We start from the raw sequence: 19,990 nt of genomic DNA, 5'->3' as shown, positions 1-19,990 counted from the left end.
TTTCGACTCGATCTTCCATAAAAGTGCGCTTGATCCTCGGTCGTCCACTCGTCCGCCGCCGGGATAGACAAATTCGGCCAGGGTGATACGTTCGCAATTCTGTGATGAGTGTCCAAGAAAGTCAGGCTGTGCGAGCCAAAGAGGTACCTCCAATGATTACAGCTGTTGTCTTCGACGCCTTTGGCACTGTGCTCGAACTTAGGAGCAAGCTTCATCCCTTCCGGCAATTGCTCAAGGATGGCATCGCTCATGGCCGCACGCCCTCTCCAAACGATGTGCGGGTGCTGATGAGCAACCCATGGCCGCTGGAAGAGGCTGCAAGTCAGCTGGGTATCAGCATTTCGCCCACTCGGCTAAAGGCTCTGCAAGGCGATCTGGAGCGCGAGATCGCCTCTATCAGCCCCTTTGAGGATGGGGTTGAGGCCGTAGCAATGCTGCGCGCAGACGGCGTCAGGGTGGGCATCTGCTCGAATCTTTGCGAGCCCTATGGGGCCGCGGTGCTTAAGGCCTTTCCTGACCTTGATGCATACGCCCTCAGCTATCAGGTTGGCGCGATGAAGCCTGATGCCGTGATCTACCAGTCCATCTGCAGTGCTCTAGGGGTTACACCTGGCGAAATCTTCGGCGAGCGTAGTTCGCAGATCGCAATGGTCGGCGACTCAATAAAGTGCGACAGAGATGGGCCCAGGGCCGTAGGGATGCTTGGCTTTCATCTAGATCGAGCGGGTAGAGAAGGGGTGCGGAATCTGGTTCAGTTCGCCCACTTGGTCATCGAGTCGAGGCGGGAATCAGCCACCGGTTGATGGTTAACGTCCACCGACCAAGCCACTCAGGAAGTGTTTCCCACGAGCCCCAGCAGTTCATGCGACTTGATGACCGATGGGCTCGTCGTCCACCATGCGGCTTCCATCCAAAAGCAGGGCCATGGTCATGAGGTTTCCCAGACAAATCCAACACCTCGGGCTGGCCGCGCTCCTGCTCTCTAAGATTCGGCAAGATCCTGACGACCTCAGCACAGTGCTGACTCTCCAGCGCTTTCTGCTCCGACAGATCATCACAGCTGAGCATCGGGTAAAGCGGCTCAAGAAGGCGAGAGCTCGCATGCAATCCTTGAAGCGCAAAGGTTCAACGAGGGAAAGATCAACAATCCTCAAGGCCCTAGCGTCAAAAGCTGCTAGTCGGATCCAGGATCTCCACCATTTGATCTTTTTGTGGAAATGCTTTGGTGATGGCATCGCTTGTGTCTATCAAAGCTCCTACAGCCTCAAGCACCTGTATTTTGATGGGGAGTACGAGGTGAAGAGCGACCCGGGCTTTATGCTCGGCAAGACTGGGTTCATAAACGAGTATCGCTTTCTGCGCAGGGCTTTGGCCATGAACGTGCCTGCCATCCTGTCAGACCTTACGAACGTGATCCGCCACGGTGACGTCTGCTTGATGGGCGCTGCCGATCCACTACCTTGGGAGATCAAAAGCTCTAAGAACACCAACATGCGCGTGAAGAAGCAGCAGGAACAAATTCGGGTGCTGCAGGAGTTCTTTGCAAATGACTACGCGCCGAATTTTCGAGGACTGGCCAATGCCAAGCGCGTTGAAGTCTCTGTTCCCCTCGTCAGCTACGAGGATCAGATCAACGAGTGTCTGACGAAGGCCCAGCAACATGGGACGGCGGTTGTGGCCCCTGAGCTTGGCCTGACGTACCTGTGCGGATGGAATGTTGCTGGGAGGGCCGAGGCTTTTTTAGATCTACACGGGCAATATCAAACGCCCACCACGTTGACCGTTTCTCTAACTCCTGAACCCACCTGGCAGCATCACAAATCGTTCACCGTCACACTGTCTCCCGCCAATACGGTGTTGTTCATGCAGGAACGGTTTACGTGCCTCGTCTTGATTGACTTGGCAGTGGTGAGGCAGCTGTTGGATGAGCGGGCGTTGGAACCGGTGATTCTCATGGATGGCATCAGCGCCATTCAGATCGCGCCAAGAGTAAACAAGGAGCGCGGCAACTCTGAGGGAAAGGGAATTGCCGATGACTGGGAAAACCGAGTCGGTGTTTTCAGGCTAAGCGAACAGCATTTCTTGAGAGTCGCGACCCAGTTCGAGTCACTTCAATGGTTCGCCGATAATTTGGCACAACAAATCGAAGCCATGCGCAGCGAGCGTCCGACAGAGGCGATGATGGCAGGTGACCCATCGTTGTCGGAAATACCCGAGGATTGGCTCTTCGCGAGGGATCGTTATGCCGAACCATCCGGTGACTGAGTGACGATGCATGGGTGATTTGGAGGACTGCTGGCCTGTCTGGACGTACTCCAGGCTGGGCGGGCTGCTCGTTTAGAAACGTGGCCGTCAGCGGGTTAGGCGCGGGGACAATCTAATGCGCCATGGCTTATAGAGCAGATAGTAGCTTTTCCAGCTGGGCATGTTCCCAAGTGCTAAGCAGCTCAACAGGGTCGGTACCAAATCGCTGGAATGAATCAAATCTGTAGGCGCGGCCATCAGCACAGTAGCAACTGTCGCAGTAGTCGAGCATATCGCAATCATTATAAAAGGTGATCACCCAGCTATCCACCTCGACAGTCATCAGCCCCGTATAGATTTCAGCCCAGGAATGCATGCCTAAGCGCCGCATGGTGCGAACTCCCAGCGCGATGTCGCGCATTACCTGGTAAGCCTCGCGGGCGGTAAGGGGCGTAGGGGACAAAGCAGATGCACCTTTCTCGATCTAAGTTCACGCAATGGTATACGAACGAGGGGATCGGTTGCGTGATCCGCATAGGCTTTCGCGTCTGCAAACGGCGATCAGACGCGTGCGCATCGGCCCTCCAGGAGTAGATTTTTCCGCGCACTTTGCCGAGTATGGTTGGCTCGAATTTACAAGGAGTTATCCGTGCCAGATCCTATCAGAGTCGTGTTTACCAACGATGCCTTTGATGCAGCGTTCCGATACGCAGAGAACCTTTGCAGCGACCCGAGCCACGCCATCAATGAAGTCGTGATTCTCGTTCCGGCAATGGCCAACATCAAGGTGAGCACCACGATCGGTGCCTTCCTGGGCGCGACCCGCGTCAAGGCACTGGAAAAAGGTGAGCGCACTACGGTGGTTGGAAAGCCCGCTCGGCTGATGACAAAGAGGACGCTGACATACTTTTCGCCAGGTACATTGGTCATTTGTCCGTACGCGAGCAAGGACATCATGGACAAGGTCGATGCTGCAGGTCAGGTGGCCGCGGTGATTGCCTTACCTTGGGGTGAAGACGCCGTGGCCGAGTGGATTAAATCTTGGTCGCCCATGGTAGATGGCGTGCGGCAAACTCAGCGGGCGAAACTGATAGATGACCCGGTAGTAGTCAAGGCCATGGAGTCACTCACCCGCCGTGTGAACCCGTCCAACCCGCTCTCACATCCTAATGACAAGGAGCATGCTGTTCGGACTCTCAAAATCTTGCGACGGAAGAATCACTCTCTGGACGCAGATGACATCAGGGCGTGGGCGGTGGCTCATGGATGGAAGCCAGATGCAGCGGATGAGCTTGCGGTACTCGCGATAAAGATCGCCGGACTGAAGACTAAACCGACACTGGATCGCCTTGAGGCTGCAGCAACTACCTATGCCAACTGGGTTGAAGCTGCGAAGAAATAACGGTGAAATCGCATCGAGTCGGCATGGCCAGATTTGGAGGTTGCGCCGTATAGCGCAGCACCTTGATCGGGCCACCGCACAGCCGACCATTCCTGTTATACGGGCTGCGGCGACGCCGCGCCGAGCCCGATCCCGTGACCCCGTACCCTAGGATTCAGATATGTCGTTCGCAAATGCACATCAGGCAGCGATGAAACTGCAGAGCAAGAGGGGGCGCTGCCTGCACTTCAGTGATGGCGTGCAATGCAACGAGATCATCTCGGCCCACTCCATACAGAAACGGGGACAACTGGGCCTGATTGCTGAAGATGGTCATGTGTACCGGGTCAATGCCGACCTGTCGACCTTGAAGGAAACGGGAGGCAAACCACTGCCCAAAAAAATTGGGGTAAATCGCGCGTCAACCTTTCCAGGGATGTGCAAGCAGCACGACAACAAGCTCTTCTCACCCATTGATGATCGGCCCCTGTCGATCGATCCTCACCAGGTTGCGCTGTACGCATATCGCAGTATCTGCCGAGAATATTTCGTCAAAGAGAACGCGTCGAAGTCCCTCACTGAGATGTTCAAACACCCAGGGCTCGGAGTTGAGCAACGCCAGATGCTGGCTGGCGCTGCGTATGGACAGTCCCTCGGTTTTAAGCGCCTCAAGCGTCACAAGCTCATCTACGATCACTGTCTCTCGGCCAGTGATTTCACCGGCCTGAAGTTCATTATCTTTGGTTCGACATCTCGATGCTCGCTGCAGGCCTCGGGACTGATCTTCCCCGATTTTGATTTTCAAGGCCGCCAGCTACAGGATCTGAGCCCCGAAACCAAAAATCTGGATCTCTTGGTCTTCTTCACAGCCCGCACCGAATACGGCTGGGCCTTCGTTTTGGCGTGGCATGAATCAAGCGATCTGAGTTGCGAGCGATTCGTTTATTCGTTGGCTGAATCAGGGCGCGGCGTTGGGAAAATTGAGGATATGTTGCTGCGGTTCTCGCTCGCGTGTTGCGAGAATCATGCAATCCGGATCTCCTGGTGGGACTCGCTAGATACCGTCGCGAAGAGCCAGGCTTTAGACTTCATGGCATTCATGGCGGATCCGACCTTGGGGATAAGATCGGATTACCTGGTAGCGGGCTGCGAGGGGCTGGCGGACTGGTCGTTTGATAACGTTCGAGATGTTCGTTGATTGGCACGGGCTTCTAGAGCATGCATCAGGGGTAGCCGAGCGGCCCGAACGTGATGTGATCAAACAATACGAAGTGGCGGTGCGCCGCCAGCGCGACGCCCGGGAGTGTCGCTGTGATTCCAGCTATCGATTGAGTAGCTGGAATCACAGGGCATACGGCTAATCGATGCGGCCAATAGACTGCCTGACCATCAAAGACTCAGTTTTTGCTCCCCGGAGGCTGAATCAGCCGCCGCTGGTCTTCCTCAGACCTTGAATACCAGTTTCGGTCGGGGAGGGTATCCGGCTATCTCACCGATTTTGAATTCAGAAGGCTCATCGTAGCTCGTGACGGTGGCCGCCCACTGCCTCACTTCCTCATCCCATGCAGGGTCACAGAAATCAGCATTAGGCCAGTAGTTGTGAACCTCCGTGTAATCGAGTTGCGCAGCAATGGTGCGTTCTAAGCCACCCAGCACACACCAGGCAGCGTACATACGTATCTTCCAGCTGGGAGCCGTCAATATGTGCACCGGGTCGTACCGGTCAAAACCTAATGCAGCGACCTCAGCATCGAAGGAAAACAGGGCAGTGATTGATCCTCCGATGTCAGACTCATCCTTGGCTATGTCATCTACCCAGCACAAGAGATAGCCAAGCGACTGAAATTTACTGAGCAGCCGGCTTTCCGCCTTGTCGGTGACATGGCGAGTCACCTCATGATCGCCCTTTTTGGATTTGACTGTACGGAAGCTAGAGCTTGTCTGGGACATTACGCGCGATCCTTTTTGTTATTGTTTTCTTACACGTTAACCATTGAGCGAAGCGCATCGCAAGTGTTGACCATGCTAGCCAGTGCGCTGTTGAATGCTTCTGGTCGTTGAACACCAGCCGCAAATCTCATCAGCAATCCTTAGTTCAGAGGCATTACTCAGCTACCCCAATCGCTTTACTGCGATCGCCTATGAGGAATGTGATCGGGTGCTGGGACATGGATAGCGTCTTATTGTTGTTTCATTCCATGATGCCTATGGAGCGAAAGCCGGAGCAACCAATTTAAAAAGGTTATTGATTCAAGGAAAAGCGAGCCGTTCGCGCTGTTGTGAATGGTGAGTTATGAGGCTAAGAGGCAATGGTTGGGTCGCGGCAAGCCCGAATTGCAGCAGAGAGCGTCGTTATTATTTGACCGTGCCGGATCAACACCCGGCACAGTCGCTGCAGCCTTCAGATCCTATCTAGTACTCACACATCGTCGAGCGCCGGTGGTGACTGCTCGTCAATCGTGATCTGGCTTCTACCCGGCCAAGGGGTTTCCACCGCGGTTACGCCCTCAGGGGTCGGAACAAGTGACCATATGCGTGCGTCGATTCCATCATTCTGCAGTTTGCGCATGAAGTAGCGGGCCTGAAGGGCATCGTGCGTCGCGATGACCACTTGGAAATCATGATTAATGATGTAGTCGCGAAGCACATCAAAGACGGACGCGGCATGCACCAGATCGTGATGCTGTGTGGGATCATCAAGGAGGAGCCCGCGCCACGGAGACCACTGATGTTCCAAGGCCATTGAAAGCAGGAACGTCAGTTGCAGATCCGTCAGTTGAGCCTCGCTGGCTATCGAGGGTACTGGGGCTAACCCCCCGTGGAGCGGCACAGATACCTCAGCACGTGCCTTTTGATAGGAGCTTCGGAAACTCAGATTCGTCCCGGTAAACCTTTGCTCCCTGACCACGCGTTTGAGCAATGCTTGCCACCGAGGCATCACTGCCTGAACGTTTTTCTGGACGTTCGCGATTTCGGAGGAAAGGGACTGGTTGAGCGACTCCATCGCTGCAGACAATTGCGATAGGCGCTGCACGCCCGTGCGCTTCGATTCGACCTGTTGATTCAGGTGGGTCGAGAACTCATCCTCCGACCGCTCGCCGCGCCGGCGATCAAGAAGCCCCTGAGCGAGCCGGGCCTGCTCTATCTTGCTCCACGCTCCGATCTCGATCTTGATGGTCTGAAGCGTTTCCGAGTGCCTAGTTAGCTCAGTGCTGGTGGACTGCAACTGAGCCTCATGGCTGCTCGCAACCGCGGCTGTGGGATCGCCGGCGAATGAGAGCTGACGCCAGGACGCCCTGATGGTAGCCAATCGTGCTTGCGCTTCAGACAGCTGTGTTTCCAAACCAGCTGCAGCGATCGTGGCATCGGTCAGTTGGGCCTGCTGACGATCCAAGGCAGTCTGTTCGGCAATTATCTTGGCACCTAACTCAACGAGCTGATTGGCGGTCTGGTTCTGCGCGGTAGACAGATCTTCCAAGGATTGAGCTGGCGGGGCGTCTGCGGTGATCGCTGCCAACGCCGCAGTCGCTTGCTCCAGCCGGCTACTGGCCTCTGAACGGGCCTGCCGCGCGGAGTCCACTGCGCGAACAGCGGAGTCGTATTCATTCCTTGTCTGCTCAAAGACTTCTGAGCTTACCCGCGGAGCGAGGTTGCGCTGTTTATCGTCCAGTTGAAGCTTCGCAGCGGCATTGGCATCAACGCGAAGCCGGATGGACTCTTTCGCCAAGGGAACCGTGTCGCCGCCGAGCAGATTGTTCAAGCTGATCTCGACGATATCGGCTGTCAGGTATCCCTGCTGCGACTCTAGGTCAATAATCCTGTACTGACATGCTCTGAGTTCTGCTTCAGCGTTCGTCACTGCCTCAGTAGATTCTCGGAGAACATCCGCGGCCCTTTTTACACGTCGTTCGGCTTCGACGATATTCGGGTCGATAGCCGCTAGCGCCTTGGCGACACGCTCATGTAAGCCGACCGCGCCATGTTCTTCGCCACACAGCGGGCAATCACCGCGGTCGGGAGGCAAATGGGCCGCGATGGCTGCAACAGCTTGGCGTATTGAGTCAGCCGCAGATGTCAGATTTTCATGATGGCCCTTGGCGGCCTGATCTTCTTCCTCAGCGGTCGCTCTGGCCTCTAGCGCGACACGAAGCTGTTCGCTGAGAAGCTCTTCATGTGCTGCTTCGCCGCTGATGGTGCCGGTAACTTCTGCAACTCGCTGAAGAGTCAGCTCCCAGCGATCCAGGAGTTCTTGAGCTGTGAGGAGGTCGGAGTCTATTTGCAGCAGCGTCTTGCGCTGACCATTGATCAGGTCATGTTGAACACCGAGCTGCTCGTGTCCTTCGTGCATTCTGCGCGCCGTAGAAGCTTGCGATTCAGCGATGGTTAGGGCGTCGTCGGTTGTCTTCAGAACCTGCTGGCGTTGCTCAACCGTCTCCTTGGCGTTGGTCTCATTCACGTACCGATTGAGTTGCTGAGCAATCGTGTCGCGTTCAGTTTCTGCAGCGACCAACTCTCGTTGTAGCTGCTCAAGAGCTGCCACGGCCACCGAGCGATGTTCTCTCTTCTGGTTCAGTTCCTGCGTCGCGGAGAGGAACTCGGTACTGAGCTGCTCTGAACGAGCTTGTTCAGACACAAACCGGCCTATGAGCCCGTCGACCTCAGCCAATTCCTTGATCTGTTCACGAAGTCGCTCGAGCTTGTTTTGAACCAGTTGCTCCAGTGCATCATGCACCGTCTCCAATCCATCTTGGCCCAATGGAGGTACGAGCAGCCCGGAGGGCAATTGGTCGAGGCTTTGCGCCTGTTGAGCAATGTCCGATATCGACTCAGCAATGCTTTCCCTGCTGCGCAGCGCCCCTTGGGTTTGGACAGCCGCCTGGTCTCGGTCAAGGCTCAGGCTTTGCCATTCTGCAAACTCGGCTTCGAGCGAATCCAGCGACGCTTTCGCTTGCTTGATCTGCTCTGTGAGCGCCCGCCGGATGCTCGCGAGAGCAGAGCTTACCTGGCTGCCGTCCTTGCCAATCGGCAACCGTTCCAACTGGGAGCCCGCGACCTTTGGATCTGCCTTGACCAGCCATTCACCCTCGCGCTGATCAAGCAGGTGGGTGAGCCTGAGCAGAAAGGGTATGTCGGCAGGATCTTTCGAGGGGAATAGAAGGCTCAGATCACCCGTTGTCTCAACGTCCCCACTTTTGTTGACTTGAGCGCTGGCTTGCAGATCACCGAAATCAAGGCTCACTCGAGCCATGGATTGAGAGTCTCGGATGATTGGAACGAGGTTTCCGTCGAGGCGAGAGATCTTGCCCGTCAATGCGAACTCAACCGCTTCGAAGATCGCGGTTTTCCCAGTGCCATTGGGGGCGAGCAAGATCGTGGCCCCGCGGCTGAGCTCAATCTTCGTTTCGGCGCCAAACCGGCGGATGTTCGAGAGCGTTATGGACTTTAATTGATTCATTTCTCGTCCTCCTCGCCAAACGCCGAGATCCTAAGGGCCTCAGCAATTTCGCCACCCGATTTGCCGGAAAGCAGGAGCTCGCGCCATTCATCGCGATGCGGCTTGACCCACGTATGCGCCAGGACGAGGGCGCTGAGGGAAGCTGACAATGGGTCACTAATGCTGTCGGAGCTACCGGGAATCGAAAGTGTCGCAAGGAAGCTGCGGTCGAGAAAGGAACCGGCGTCTTCGCCCTCTCTGACGACTACCTTTCTGCAGAAGCGGTCGTCCGTCTCGAGCCGAGCAGCGTCCTCAGACGCAACACCCTCAATGAGCATGAACATGTAGAGGTCAGCAGTTTGCGGCTCCGGGAGCATGTCACGGACATCTGCCGCCCACCGAAACGCTCCCTGGATTTTAGACACGTCGTAGGGAAGGGCGGCGATCAAGACAGTCCGCCAGCCCGCACCTTCCTGATTAACCCGTTTCAGCTGCATCCCTGCGCTCGCGATCTCAGCCAACGGCGATGGCAGTTCCACCGAGTCCGGATAGGCGACCTCATAGCGACCTTCGGCACGGTTCGAGATGGCTTCCACCATCTCCGAGATTGTTAGCATGTCAGATTCCTTTCGTGTTCGTGTCGATGGCGGACTGGCGCGCCACCAGTCGATCTTGCAATTGTTTACTAAAGTGTTGCCGCACTGTGGCCAGCGTGCCGAAGCGCAACTGGTTGAATACGCCAGAGCGGGTCACGAGCAGATGTGGTCGGCGTTCTGCAGCCATGCTGGTGGCCGACTCTGCATCGTCAGCCATACCTGTATTCAAGAGTTCTGAAGGGGGAGTGCTGACGCCAGACAGGATCACGACTGGGGCAGGGGACGGGCCGATAACGTTGATCAACAGATCGTCGGATATCTCACGGACTTCAGGAGCTACAGTTGCCGGGCCAGACCAGTACTTGAGGGCAATACTCAGAACCTCCCCAAACTCCGGGAAATGCTTCCAAGCGGTGCCTGCACCTCCAACCCCTACGGCGACCAGCAAAAGCAGTTCGACGGCGCTAACCAGCAGGTCTACGGTGCGAGGGCCAAGGCGAAGTGCGTGGGTAGCATTTTTCCCTTCCGTCTCCGGGTATAGAAGCTGCTCCAGAAATTGACGACGGCTCTCCGGATTCTTCGTGAATCCGTCCAACCACTCTAGCCAAATCGCTTCCATGGCATCAGCAAGGTCAGAATCTTTTACGGCGTTTAGCTTTGCAGAAACACTTTGAGTTAGCCGTTGCCACACCAAGTCGTCCATGGCACTTGCGAGCGCTACAGCTTCCGCTCGAGCAGCACTCAGGGTCTTGAACTCATGATCCAGGGAGCTCACGAGCGCCTCAGTGTTATCCATCCACGAGAGATCTTTAAGGTCGCTCTCGGCGCAACCGAGGGTGTGCCCGACTTCATGGCCAACATTGGTGCGCCAGGTTTGCGCGCCCTGCATCAGGCTTTGACTGCCGTGTGGCAGATGCAGCGCCATTCTCAATATTGCGGATGGAAGCGTAAGGTTCGCTCCTATGGGAGGCGAGTACGGTGCATACACCCTAAGCTTCCGATTCCCTGGTGCACTGCCCCAAAGGTGATTCACGACACCCTGGGCTGTTCGGGGGGAGAGCGCACCGAGATCATGGGTGCCAGAAAACGACCAGGTCTTGCCGGAAGGTTGGACTTCATCCCCTAGCAGGTATTGAGCCCAAGTTTCGATATCGGGGCGAAGCTCGTCTCTGAGCTCATGGATAATCGCATGACACCCCAGGGCCGAAACGTCAGAGACCTCGGCGGTGATCACCGAAATAAGCTGTTCGAGGGCGCGTTCCGGATTGGTGAAATGCCTGCCCAGGGATTCGACTGAGCGCTGCTGTAATGTCGCGTCGTTCCCCACGCAGACGACCGTGACACGCTTGAGGGTGTCGATGATCTGCGTCCAATCTTCAAAGCCACACCAGGTCGTAAGCCAGAGATGAGCCCGGGTTGTCGGCCCGTCGACACGCTTCGCCAAGTCGTCGGGATTGAGTCCTATCTGGCGGCACAGCTTACACAGCTCGTCCAGATGGTTAACGGTCAGCTTGTCCTTGATGCTTAGGTGTGCCCCTAAAAGCGTCAGCTGAAATCGACGTTCAGGCAATTGGGCAAATGTGCCGGCGCGAGCGTGCCTGGCTAAGCTTGAAAAGGCCGAATCAAGAACGGAAAGGCTATCCTTGGCCGCGTCAGCAGCATCGTCAGCATTTGCGGGATCGTCTACGGCAACCAGTGTGGCAACAGCTTCGTCCGCACCAATATCATCATCCGTAGCAATAGGCTTGTCCGTAACAGGCTTTTCCGTAACGAGGGGTACGGAGGCAGCCTTGCCACCCTTGGCGGCTTTAGCAGCTTTGGCGGCTTTGCTCTTTTCGCGGGCGAGTCTCTTCTCTGCGAGTTTGGCCAGATATACCCGCATATCGGGGTCTTTGGTGCAGAAGGGCGTGCTCTGGCGCTTGATTTGCAGGTGCTCGAATGAATCTCGTGAATGGACGATTACAACATCATCCCACTCTTCGATACCGCCTTGCTCAGCACCAATTTCTAGCGGAGCCCGACGCCCGTCGAGGAATTTTTCCAACATGTCCGACAAGCGCTGAGCAATGACCAGTTTCTCGTAAAGCGACTTCTGCTCCAGCCGAAACCGTCTGATCATACTGACATCCCTTTACTTCATTATCTTGTTGGCCAGCTCCGCTGGCAGTTCGCCACATCTTAACACTTGGCGGCTGGCGGTCGTACTGGCGCGCCGCGCTTAGGCAAAGAGGCAGACACGGATTATCCCACCGTACAGGCATGAGGTTGTTTCATCATGCAAGCTATGTTTACTGAACATTGTATTCAGGCCATTGCCAAGGGGAGCGGGCAGCGATGGGCATGTTGGACTGGTTGTTTGGGAAGCGTAAAGCTGTACGCGTTGAATCCCCGCCGAAGAATCCAGGCGGCCGCGACAGCTTTGAATTCGAAGGTGGACTGCTTACCGTGCCAGCCCGCGATTACTACGGGCTCTATAAATACTCACCTAAGAAGGCGTGGGCGATCTCCTGGAAGGATTCGACGCCGGATGGACGGCGTGGCGGGCACCGCGAGGAAGGTGAGGGCAGGTATGTCCTTATTGATGTCGCCAACAATGCTGTTTTGGTCGATGCCAGAATGCCCCGTCCGAACAACGGCGCAGTCGCGGACAACGGCAGCTTCTGCCTGGAAGACTGGCACTTCGGGAGCGCGCTGTCCGGCACATTTCACGTCTTCACTTCTCAGGGTCTACCGATAATCACCAAGGTGCTGAGCGCAAATATTCTGCAGAGCGGAATTTCTCGCAATGGCCTCCTGGCGTACTGCCTCACCGCAAACAGCCCGACTGAGGATGGGCGTAAGCTCGCTTTGTATGACCTCAAAGAAGGCGTGGAGCTTTTCGCGGTCACGCCGCAGCGTGCCGGCGAGCACATCGGGTTTGATGAGAAGTCGCGGCAACTGGTGGTCAAGGTCTCAGGCGGAGGCGAGTACCGTTACGGGGCTGACGGGGCTCTGGTGGATGAGGACGCCGCAGATGAAGCCGTGCTGAGCTCGACCAACTATACGGACGTCATTCTAACTGCCGAGGCCATGCTGAAGGTTGGATGCTCCACGTCTGAATTGGAGAGGATTCTGGCCGCGGTGATTGGATCTCGAGTTTTGGGGGCGGACGATAATCCAGCTTGGAAGCCGACAGCGTTGAAGGTGCAAGGGTTGGCCCATGAGGCGCTTGGTCAAGGTCGCGAGGCTATCCGGTGTTATGAGGAAGCTCTGCGCTTGAACCCAAAGATTGGGGTTAAGAGGAAGCTGGATTCGCTGCTGAAGCGGTTGTGATCCGCGAATGGTTTTGGTTGTGCGTTCTGAGACGCCAATCAAAAGCTACGTGCACGCCAGCGACCCTGTGGGCGCGCGCCTCAATGATCCGTCATTACGGCCGACGTAGAGGAGGGGGCTAGGCCAAAGCTCGGAAAGCAGGCTAGGAGGTGAACCAGTCGCTTCGGTTACCAAGCTTTGACAATTTACCCTGTACACCTCAGTGAGTCTGAAACCAGTGGGATTTTGATATGTCTTGGCGAATTCCAATATCTGGCCAAACATTGTCGTTAGCCCCGACATCCTGCGAGACGAAGCCCTTGGGAATGAGGCCTGCGCGCTTTGCCGATTCACGCAGCTCGGCAAATGTCAGTGAAGCACTGGGGTCAAGCTTGTCCGAACCTTTCCAGTGCATCCTAGCTGATGCAGGCCTAGCGCGGAGGTCTTGTAAGATGCTGGCGGTAAACTCGCTGAACTTTTCGATGAGGCTGCCGTAGCCATAAGCATCAATGCCGTGCATCAAAGGAAGCAGGTAGCTATGCGCACTCAGCAATGGATCATGCTGGTGTCTGAATTGCGCATAGCGCTGGAAGTAGGGCTGGAATGGAGCAGAAAGGTGGAACCGGCGACCAAGGTAAAGCGGACTCTCGAAGAAGCCTGGGCCCTTGGCAAATGCCAGCCGTGACGCCAAGTAAGAGCTGGCAAATTCAGTTTTTGGCTGGCTTTGGACTGGATCGGATACTTGGAAGTCTCGGGGTTTGAAGTAAGAGAAAGTGGGCTTGATGGTCTGTGTGGCAGTGAGCGCCCGCATAGGAATGTCCGAGTGGACGGCCGCTGCGACGATGAACAAAAACGGTTCCGATTTCTCACTGTAGTTTGCAAGCGACTCAGTAATCTCCATTAGGTCGGAGAGTTGCTCCGACGTGAGTATTGTCCGGCGATTTTCTGTGCGGGCTTCGAAGTCTTTAGGTGATAAGTCCCGAAAAGGATTTCCAGTCCCGATACCGGCGTCAGTGAGCAGCGAATCAGTAAAAGCGAAATATTCCCGTCCATGCGTAAGGAACCAGTTCCGATGGTGTTTAGAGCTCAGCCCTGGATCATCGCCAGAGAGAGTCTGTCGGATGATCGGACGCCATAGCGGATCAAGAGGCTTGTTTGCAAAATTCCCCCGGGTCTTTTTAGAGTACCGACTACAGCCCGGTGTCGTGACCCAAGCAATCGGCGGTCTCATGATGAACTCTATAAAAGCTCTTGCGTCGGCGCTGTCCCAATCAGCCAAGGCTATCCCTCGGATTGACCAACTCCAGTGCATCATCGACTCTATGATCGGGCAAAGCATCTTGTAGTGACGGTCTTGGAATCCAGACCGTCGAGATTGCTTCATAAGAAAGCCCATGCCAGTTTGCCAGGCTTTCAGCGCATTCAGATGCTCGGGAACTAACTCCAAGCGGCGCCGAACTTCCAGGTTTATGGGCTGCTCAACGTGGGCATGGTCGTTGAGTAAACCCAAGGGTGGGAACAGAGGATAAGGAACTGTGGGCTCAGCCATGGATTACAAGTCCTATGCGAACACGTTGACCGCTTGAGGTAAGCGGGAACTGAGCAACCGGGTCTGCTGGGTTAGCCAAGTAACCAAGTCATGGCAACCAGGTCAACCGGGTCAGTGCAGCGGGCCTAAAAACGTCACGGGGATTCATCGTTGGGACTCATGACGGAGTGGGCGCTGAACGGTCAGCCAGTTCCTCATAGAAAGCCTACACTCAAGTGTTCAGGACGACAAAGATCGCATTGGCGAGTGTCAGGCGAGGCTTAAGCGGAAATAGTTGGTGCCTTTGAGGTGAGGATTAGAAGTCTTGTTTTCAAATCTGAGGAATCGCTGACGAGAGCCAAGGAAAATCTCGAAGGCACAGGAGGTAGGGCGAGGAACTCGTTGATTTGGTTGGATTCTGGTAATTCGAGGCAAACCACGGTTTTTACTCACTGGTGACAACAGCACCACAGCCCACACCCAAATACGCGATTTAACATAATATACATTATGCGTAGTCTCACTACCTCAAGTCAGGGGCAGTCTCAGCCACATTTCAACCCACACAACCCCTGACCCAAAGACGGCCCTCAAACCTGAGCAGCCCCTCCATCAACGAACATCTCACTGCCGGTCATGAAGCTGCTCTCATCCGACGCCAGGAACAACGCCGCCGCCGCGACTTCTTCCGGTTGGCCAATACGTCCCAGTGGCACCTGCGTGGCCATGCCCTCGATAAGCACGTCCGTTTGGCCCAGGCTTGAAAGCGCGAGGTCAAGGCCCGGGGTCGAGATCGGTCCAGGTGAAAGCACATTGACGCGAATACCGGTGCCTTTCAGATCAAGCGCCCAGCTCCTGGCAAAGTTACGCAACGCGGCCTTGGTGGCGCTGTACACGCTGAACGCCGGCGTGCCCATAGTGCCCGTCGTCGACCCGGTGAGGATTATCGAGCCGCCATCGCCCATCAGTGGCAATGCTTTTTGCACAGTGAACAGCGTGCCTTTCACGTTGATGCCAAACGTGAGGTCAAATGATGCTTCGGTGATCGATCCGAGCGGCTGAAACTCTCCCAGCCCGGCGTTAGCGAACAAAACGTCGATCCTGCCTTGGGTAGCTTTGATGTCTGTGAAGATCCGGTCCAGATCTTTCAGGTTGGAGATGTCGCCCTGGATCGCGACTGCGTCAGCGCCGATCAGCACCAAGGCTTTGTCCAATTCATCCTGGCGGCGACCGATGATCACCACGCGTGCGCCTTCTGCCGCAAAGCGTATGGCGCTGGCAAGGCCGATGCCGCTGTTGCCACCGGTGATCACTGCGATTTTACCGTTGAGCCTGCTCATGAGCGTTTCCCGTAGAAAGTTGAGAACCAACTGTAGAGCTGTGCATTCTATTTGAATAGTATGCACCTTTAGGTAAGTACCCCTCTGCGAGCATCATAATGGCTAACACTCCCTGTAATTGCGGGCTCTATGCGGCCTTGGCGGTGATCGGCGGGAAATGGAAGCCGCGGTTTTGTATCATCTGTCACATGCGTACCGTCGAGCGAGTCAATGAGCGGCGCATGACCGCCCTCGCCCCGCTTGATATACGATAATTATATAACTCAACTAAATGTCTATTTAGTTGAGTTATATAATTTCAGTCGTTCACACAGCCTGAACAACTACAACAGAGGCTAACCTTATGACCCGCTCATCTCCGATACCCATCACCGAGTATCCACAGCCATGACCAAGACCCGCATTGCCATCGCCGGTGCTGGCTATATCGGCCAGGCCCACATTGATGTCCTGCTGCAAAGCTCTACCTGCGAGCTGTCGGCGGTAGTCGACCCCTCCCCGCAGGCTCCGGCCCTGGCCGCCAAAGCCGGTGTGCCGCTCTATAAATCCCTGGAGGAGTTGCTCGACAAGGACCGCCCGGACGGCGTGGTGCTTGCCACGCCTAATCAGTTTCATGTGCCCCACGCGCTCTTGTGCATGGCTGCAGGGCTGCCGATGCTGCTGGAAAAGCCCGTGGCATCGACCGTTGCCGAAGGTCGCGCCCTCGCCCGCCAGGCCGAGGAACACAACGCCCGCATCTTGATCGGCCATCACCGTGCCCACAGTCCGATCATGGCCAAGGCTTGCGAGGTCGTGCACAGCGGCGCTTTGGGGCGCCTGGTATCGGTGATGGGCAGCGCGGTGTTCTTCAAGCCCGATCAGTATTTCAGCGCTGCTCCGTGGCGCAGCCAGCCAGGCGCGGGGCCGATACTGCTGAACATGATCCACGAGGTCCACAATCTGCGAATGCTTGCGGGTGAGGTGGTCGCTGTGCAGGCGTTTGCGTCCAATGCCGTGCGTAACTTCCAGGTCGAGGACACGGTGGCGATCAACCTGCGCTTCGCCAGCGGCGCGCTGGGCAGCTTCATGCTCTCGGACAGCGCCGCCTCGCCGCGCAGTTGGGAGCAGAGCTCTCAAGAGAACAAGGCCTATGCGAGCTACGACGATGAGGACTGTTATGTGATCGCAGGCACCAACGGCAGTCTGTCGGTCCCCACCATGCGCCTGAAAACCTACCCTAGCGCGCAAGATCGCTCATGGTGGAAACCCTTTGAAGTCGGTGTGGTGGGCATGATCCGGCAGGACCCGCTCGTGCACCAGATGGAGCATTTTGGAGCGGTCGTGCGTGGTGAGGTCGAGCCTCTGGTGAGCGTGCAGGATGGGCTGGCCAATCTGCGAGTGACCGAGGCCATCGCCGAGGCCGCGAAGAGCGGGCGCGTGATCGAAATCGAAGCGCAGTAGCAGGATTTTCAAGGCCCGTAACAGGCCTTGAAAATCGCGGTGCTACAGGTTCAGCGCCGCGGCTTGCGCCCTACGAACAGGTGGCTGGGGTCGTTATACCCAGGGGTCGACGAGTGCCCGGTAACCACCAGATCGTCAATGAAGGCTTCGTCTTCAGCCGTGAACACATAGTCCAGCGTCGGCACGTAATCGTCCCACTGCGCCTCGGTACGTGGTCCGGCGATCGCCGAGGTGACCAAGGCGTTGTTGAGCACCCAGGCAAGGGCGAACTGCCCCGGCGTGATGCCACGGGCCTCGGCGTGTTGCTTGACCCGCTGAGCGATATTCAACGACTCCGGGCGCCACTCGGTCTGCTGCAGACGGGGGTCGCTGCGACCGGCGCGGGACTCTGGGGACGGCGGTTGGGATGGATCGTACTTGGCCGTCAATACGCCGCGAGCCAACGGGCTGTAAGGCACCACACCAATGCCGTAGTACTCGGCGGCCGGCAGGTGCTCGGACTCGATCTGGCGATTGGCGAGGTTGTACAGCGGCTGGGACGCCGATGGCCGTTCGATGCCGAGCAGGTCAGCGGTACGGCTGAACTCGGCGAGCTTCCAGGCGCGGTGATTGGACAGTCCGTAGGTGCGAATCTTGCCGGCGCGAATCAGGTCCGACAGCGCGCGCAGGGTTTCTTCCACGGGGGTGTCGTTGTCTTCGCGGTGCAGATAGAACAGGTCGATGTAGTCGGTATTCAGACGCTTGAGGCTGGCGTCCACCGACTGGATCACGTTGTTGCGCGAAGCGCCTTTGTTGTTGGGGCCACTGCCGCCAGGATTGGGGTTGACGAATTTGGTCGCCAGCACCCACTGGGAGCGTCGGTCGGCGATCAGGCGGCCGACCACTTCTTCGCTGGCACCGCCGTTGTAGCCGTTGGCGGTGTCGATAAAATTGATGCCCTGGGCGAAAGCCTTGTCGGTGATGCGCTTGGCAACGTCTTCAGGGGTCTGGCTGCCGAACATCATGGTGCCGAGGGTAATAGGCGAAACCTTGATGCCGTTGCGGCCAAGGTTGCGGTACTCGAGGGTGCTCATAGCCACTCCTGTGGGGTCGGGTGTGGCCGCTATTAGTACCGGAAAAAGCCCCAAGGCACACCGACGAAAATGTTCTATCGATATGTTGCGATGTGACGCGATCTGAGGGGGTGAAGCTAGGCCTGACGGGTATGAAGCCCGTCAGGCCTGTCGGGGCAAGCCGCCTCGCTAGAGGGCGGGATATCAGTGGGGTTTGCGGCGGCGCAGCCACAGCGCAAGCAGGCCGATCACCACGACGATGCCCACCACTATGGCTGGCAGGATGTACGGCTGGACCACCGCCAGCAACGGCGCTTCACCGCCATTACGGGCGACTGCCACGTCCTTGGCCGACACGCTGACCGCACCGTTGCCGTAGTGCTGCAACACGAAGTTGGCAACGTCAGCGACTTGCTGGTCGTTCAACGGCTGAACATAGGACGTGCCGTCAAAACGTGGCATCAGCACATGATGCTCGCCGTCCAGCCGATCGACCCCGTACAGGATCGCCGAGATCAAGTTGGCGGGCGTGCTCAGGCCGGTGGCCGTGTTGTTCAGCAACGAGGGATAGGCCTGATTGGCACTGCCCTTGCCTGACGGCTGGTGGCAGCTGGCGCACAGGCCGCTGTAGAGCGCCTCGCCGCTGTGCAGGCTGTCGTGCTCGTTGTATTTGCCGACACCGCGCAGCGTGCTTTCAGCCAGGCTGTTGCCATTGCCGGTGTAGCTGAACGCCGCGATTGTGGCCCCCGGCTCCCTCACCGGTTTGGTGCTCTTGAGGTAGGCGACGATAGCGGCCAGGTCCTCGCGCGGCAGGAACTGCAAGCTATTCTGCACCGCTTCCGCCATGCCGCCAGCTGCCTGGTTCTTGCCTTTGGCGCGGCCGGTGCCCAGGTATTCGATCAGTTCGTCATCGCTCCAGGCGCCGATACCGCTGACCGGATCAGAGGTGATGTTGGGCGCGTACCAGGGGCCGACCATGCCACCGGTGAGGGCCTTGCTCTTGATCTCGGCCATCAAGGGATCGCGCGGCGTGTGGCAGGCGCCACAGTGCTCCAGGGTGTTGGTCAGGTATTCGCCGCGCTGCAACTGCGCGTCGCTGGCCGCCACACTGGCCGCCGTCCTGGACGTGTCACGGCTGTCGAGAAACAACAGGTTCCAGCCGACCATCGAGAAACGCAGGTTGAACGGGAAGTTCAGCGCCGTGACCTGCGCAGGCACATCCACCGGTTTGACCGCATGCATGAAGTACGCATACAGCGCGGCGACGTCCTGATCGGTCAGGTGTACGTACGAGGTGTACGGCATGGCCGGGTACAGGCGGCTGCCGTCAGCGCGAACGCCATCGCGCACGGCGGCGGCGAACTGTTGCTCGGTGTAGTTGCCAATGCCGGCGGTTTTCGACGGCGTGATGTTGGTGGAGTAGATCGCGCCAAAAGGCGAGTTGATCGCATAACCACCGGCGAAGGGTTTGTCGCTGTCGGGGACGGTATGGCAGGCCATGCAGTCGCCGGCCACTGCCAGGCGCCTGCCCTGCTCTTCCAGGGTCGGCGCCGCCGCGACCGGGGTCGTCGCGGCATCGGGTACGGACTCCAGGGCGTAGGCCGGCAGGCTCAAGCCTGCACCGAGCAGCGTCAGGCCTAGCGCTGCCTGGAGAGATGCAGCACGTAAATGTCTGGTGATCATC

General features: G+C 57.1%; 15 protein-coding genes. 6 read left to right on the top strand and 9 right to left on the bottom strand.

The genetic code is table 11. The features are described 5' to 3' along the window. The first annotated feature begins 152 nt into the window (after positions 1–152). Together LIX93_RS03890 and LIX93_RS03885 are read left to right on the top strand one after the other, a co-directional pair. Positions 153–803: an HAD family hydrolase gene (locus LIX93_RS03890; protein WP_005886860.1), complete on the top strand. Its 651-nt coding sequence runs from the start codon at positions 153–155 to the stop codon at positions 801–803. Positions 804–1,101: 298 nt separating this feature from the next. Continuing rightward, positions 1,102–2,265 carry a hypothetical protein gene (locus tag LIX93_RS03885; RefSeq protein WP_226502682.1) on the top strand — a complete coding sequence of 388 codons (1,164 nt, stop codon included), beginning with the start codon at positions 1,102–1,104 and terminating at the stop codon, positions 2,263–2,265. Between the two features lie 127 nt (positions 2,266–2,392). On the opposite strand, the gene LIX93_RS03880 is transcribed toward LIX93_RS03885, so the two are convergent. Further along, positions 2,393–2,707, bottom strand: a complete 315-nt coding sequence (locus tag LIX93_RS03880; RefSeq protein ID WP_226502681.1) for a hypothetical protein — start codon at positions 2,705–2,707, stop codon at positions 2,393–2,395. A 186-nt stretch (positions 2,708–2,893) separates the two neighbouring features. On the opposite strand from LIX93_RS03880, the gene LIX93_RS03875 reads away from it, so the two are divergent. Continuing rightward, on the top strand, positions 2,894–3,646 hold the full coding sequence (locus LIX93_RS03875) for a hypothetical protein (RefSeq protein ID WP_099978856.1): 753 nt from the start codon (positions 2,894–2,896) through the stop codon (positions 3,644–3,646). A 160-nt stretch (positions 3,647–3,806) separates the two neighbouring features. After that, positions 3,807–4,823, top strand: coding sequence for a hypothetical protein (locus tag LIX93_RS03870; RefSeq protein ID WP_226502680.1), 1,017 nt, complete (start codon positions 3,807–3,809; stop codon positions 4,821–4,823). A gap of 245 nt (positions 4,824–5,068) precedes the next feature. On the opposite strand, the gene LIX93_RS03865 is transcribed toward LIX93_RS03870, so the two are convergent. The 4 genes from LIX93_RS03865 to LIX93_RS03850 all read right to left on the bottom strand — a co-directional run bounded on the left by LIX93_RS03865 (position 5,069) and on the right by LIX93_RS03850 (position 11,774). Beyond that, positions 5,069–5,575, bottom strand: a complete 507-nt coding sequence (locus LIX93_RS03865; RefSeq protein WP_005886851.1) for a hypothetical protein — start codon at positions 5,573–5,575, stop codon at positions 5,069–5,071. A 469-nt stretch (positions 5,576–6,044) separates the two neighbouring features. Next, on the bottom strand, positions 6,045–9,080 hold the full coding sequence (locus LIX93_RS03860) for an AAA family ATPase (RefSeq protein WP_226502679.1): 3,036 nt from the start codon (positions 9,078–9,080) through the stop codon (positions 6,045–6,047). Further along, on the bottom strand, positions 9,077–9,676 hold the full coding sequence (locus tag LIX93_RS03855) for an ABC-three component system middle component 1 (protein WP_005886847.1): 600 nt from the start codon (positions 9,674–9,676) through the stop codon (positions 9,077–9,079). The genes LIX93_RS03860 and LIX93_RS03855 overlap by 4 nt, the downstream gene beginning before the upstream one ends. Position 9,677: 1 nt before the next feature. Beyond that, positions 9,678–11,774, bottom strand: coding sequence for an ABC-three component system protein (locus LIX93_RS03850; protein WP_226502678.1), 2,097 nt, complete (start codon positions 11,772–11,774; stop codon positions 9,678–9,680). A 215-nt stretch (positions 11,775–11,989) separates the two neighbouring features. Between LIX93_RS03850 and LIX93_RS03845 the strand changes: the two genes are divergently transcribed. Continuing rightward, positions 11,990–12,967 carry a tetratricopeptide repeat protein gene (locus tag LIX93_RS03845; RefSeq protein WP_226502677.1) on the top strand — a complete coding sequence of 326 codons (978 nt, stop codon included), beginning with the start codon at positions 11,990–11,992 and terminating at the stop codon, positions 12,965–12,967. Positions 12,968–13,166: 199 nt separating this feature from the next. Here LIX93_RS03845 and LIX93_RS03840 read toward each other — a convergent pair whose 3' ends face one another. After that, a complete protein-coding gene (locus tag LIX93_RS03840; protein WP_226502676.1) occupies positions 13,167–14,495 on the bottom strand; it encodes a hypothetical protein in 1,329 nt (442 codons plus the stop codon). A 569-nt stretch (positions 14,496–15,064) separates the two neighbouring features. After that, a complete protein-coding gene (locus LIX93_RS03835; protein WP_226502675.1) occupies positions 15,065–15,814 on the bottom strand; it encodes an SDR family oxidoreductase in 750 nt (249 codons plus the stop codon). Positions 15,815–16,201: 387 nt separating this feature from the next. Here LIX93_RS03835 and LIX93_RS03830 point away from each other — a divergent pair, with 387 nt between their 5' ends. Continuing rightward, the gene (locus LIX93_RS03830) at positions 16,202–17,254 is read left to right on the top strand and encodes a Gfo/Idh/MocA family oxidoreductase (RefSeq protein WP_226502674.1); all 1,053 of its coding nucleotides are present in this window, start codon (positions 16,202–16,204) and stop codon (positions 17,252–17,254) included. Between the two features lie 50 nt (positions 17,255–17,304). On the opposite strand, the gene LIX93_RS03825 is transcribed toward LIX93_RS03830, so the two are convergent. Next, positions 17,305–18,327, bottom strand: a complete 1,023-nt coding sequence (locus LIX93_RS03825; protein ID WP_226502673.1) for an aldo/keto reductase — start codon at positions 18,325–18,327, stop codon at positions 17,305–17,307. 183 nt (positions 18,328–18,510) lie between these two features. After that, positions 18,511–19,989: a cytochrome c gene (locus LIX93_RS03820; RefSeq protein WP_226502672.1), complete on the bottom strand. Its 1,479-nt coding sequence runs from the start codon at positions 19,987–19,989 to the stop codon at positions 18,511–18,513. Between the last annotated feature and the right edge of the window lies 1 nt (position 19,990).

This window comes from Pseudomonas sp. MWU16-30317, assembly GCF_020515695.1.
In the GTDB taxonomy this organism is placed as follows: Bacteria; Pseudomonadota; Gammaproteobacteria; order Pseudomonadales; family Pseudomonadaceae; genus Aquipseudomonas.
The sequence above is the reverse complement of the archived record's forward strand: the minus strand, read 5'-3'. Positions and strand labels throughout refer to the sequence as shown.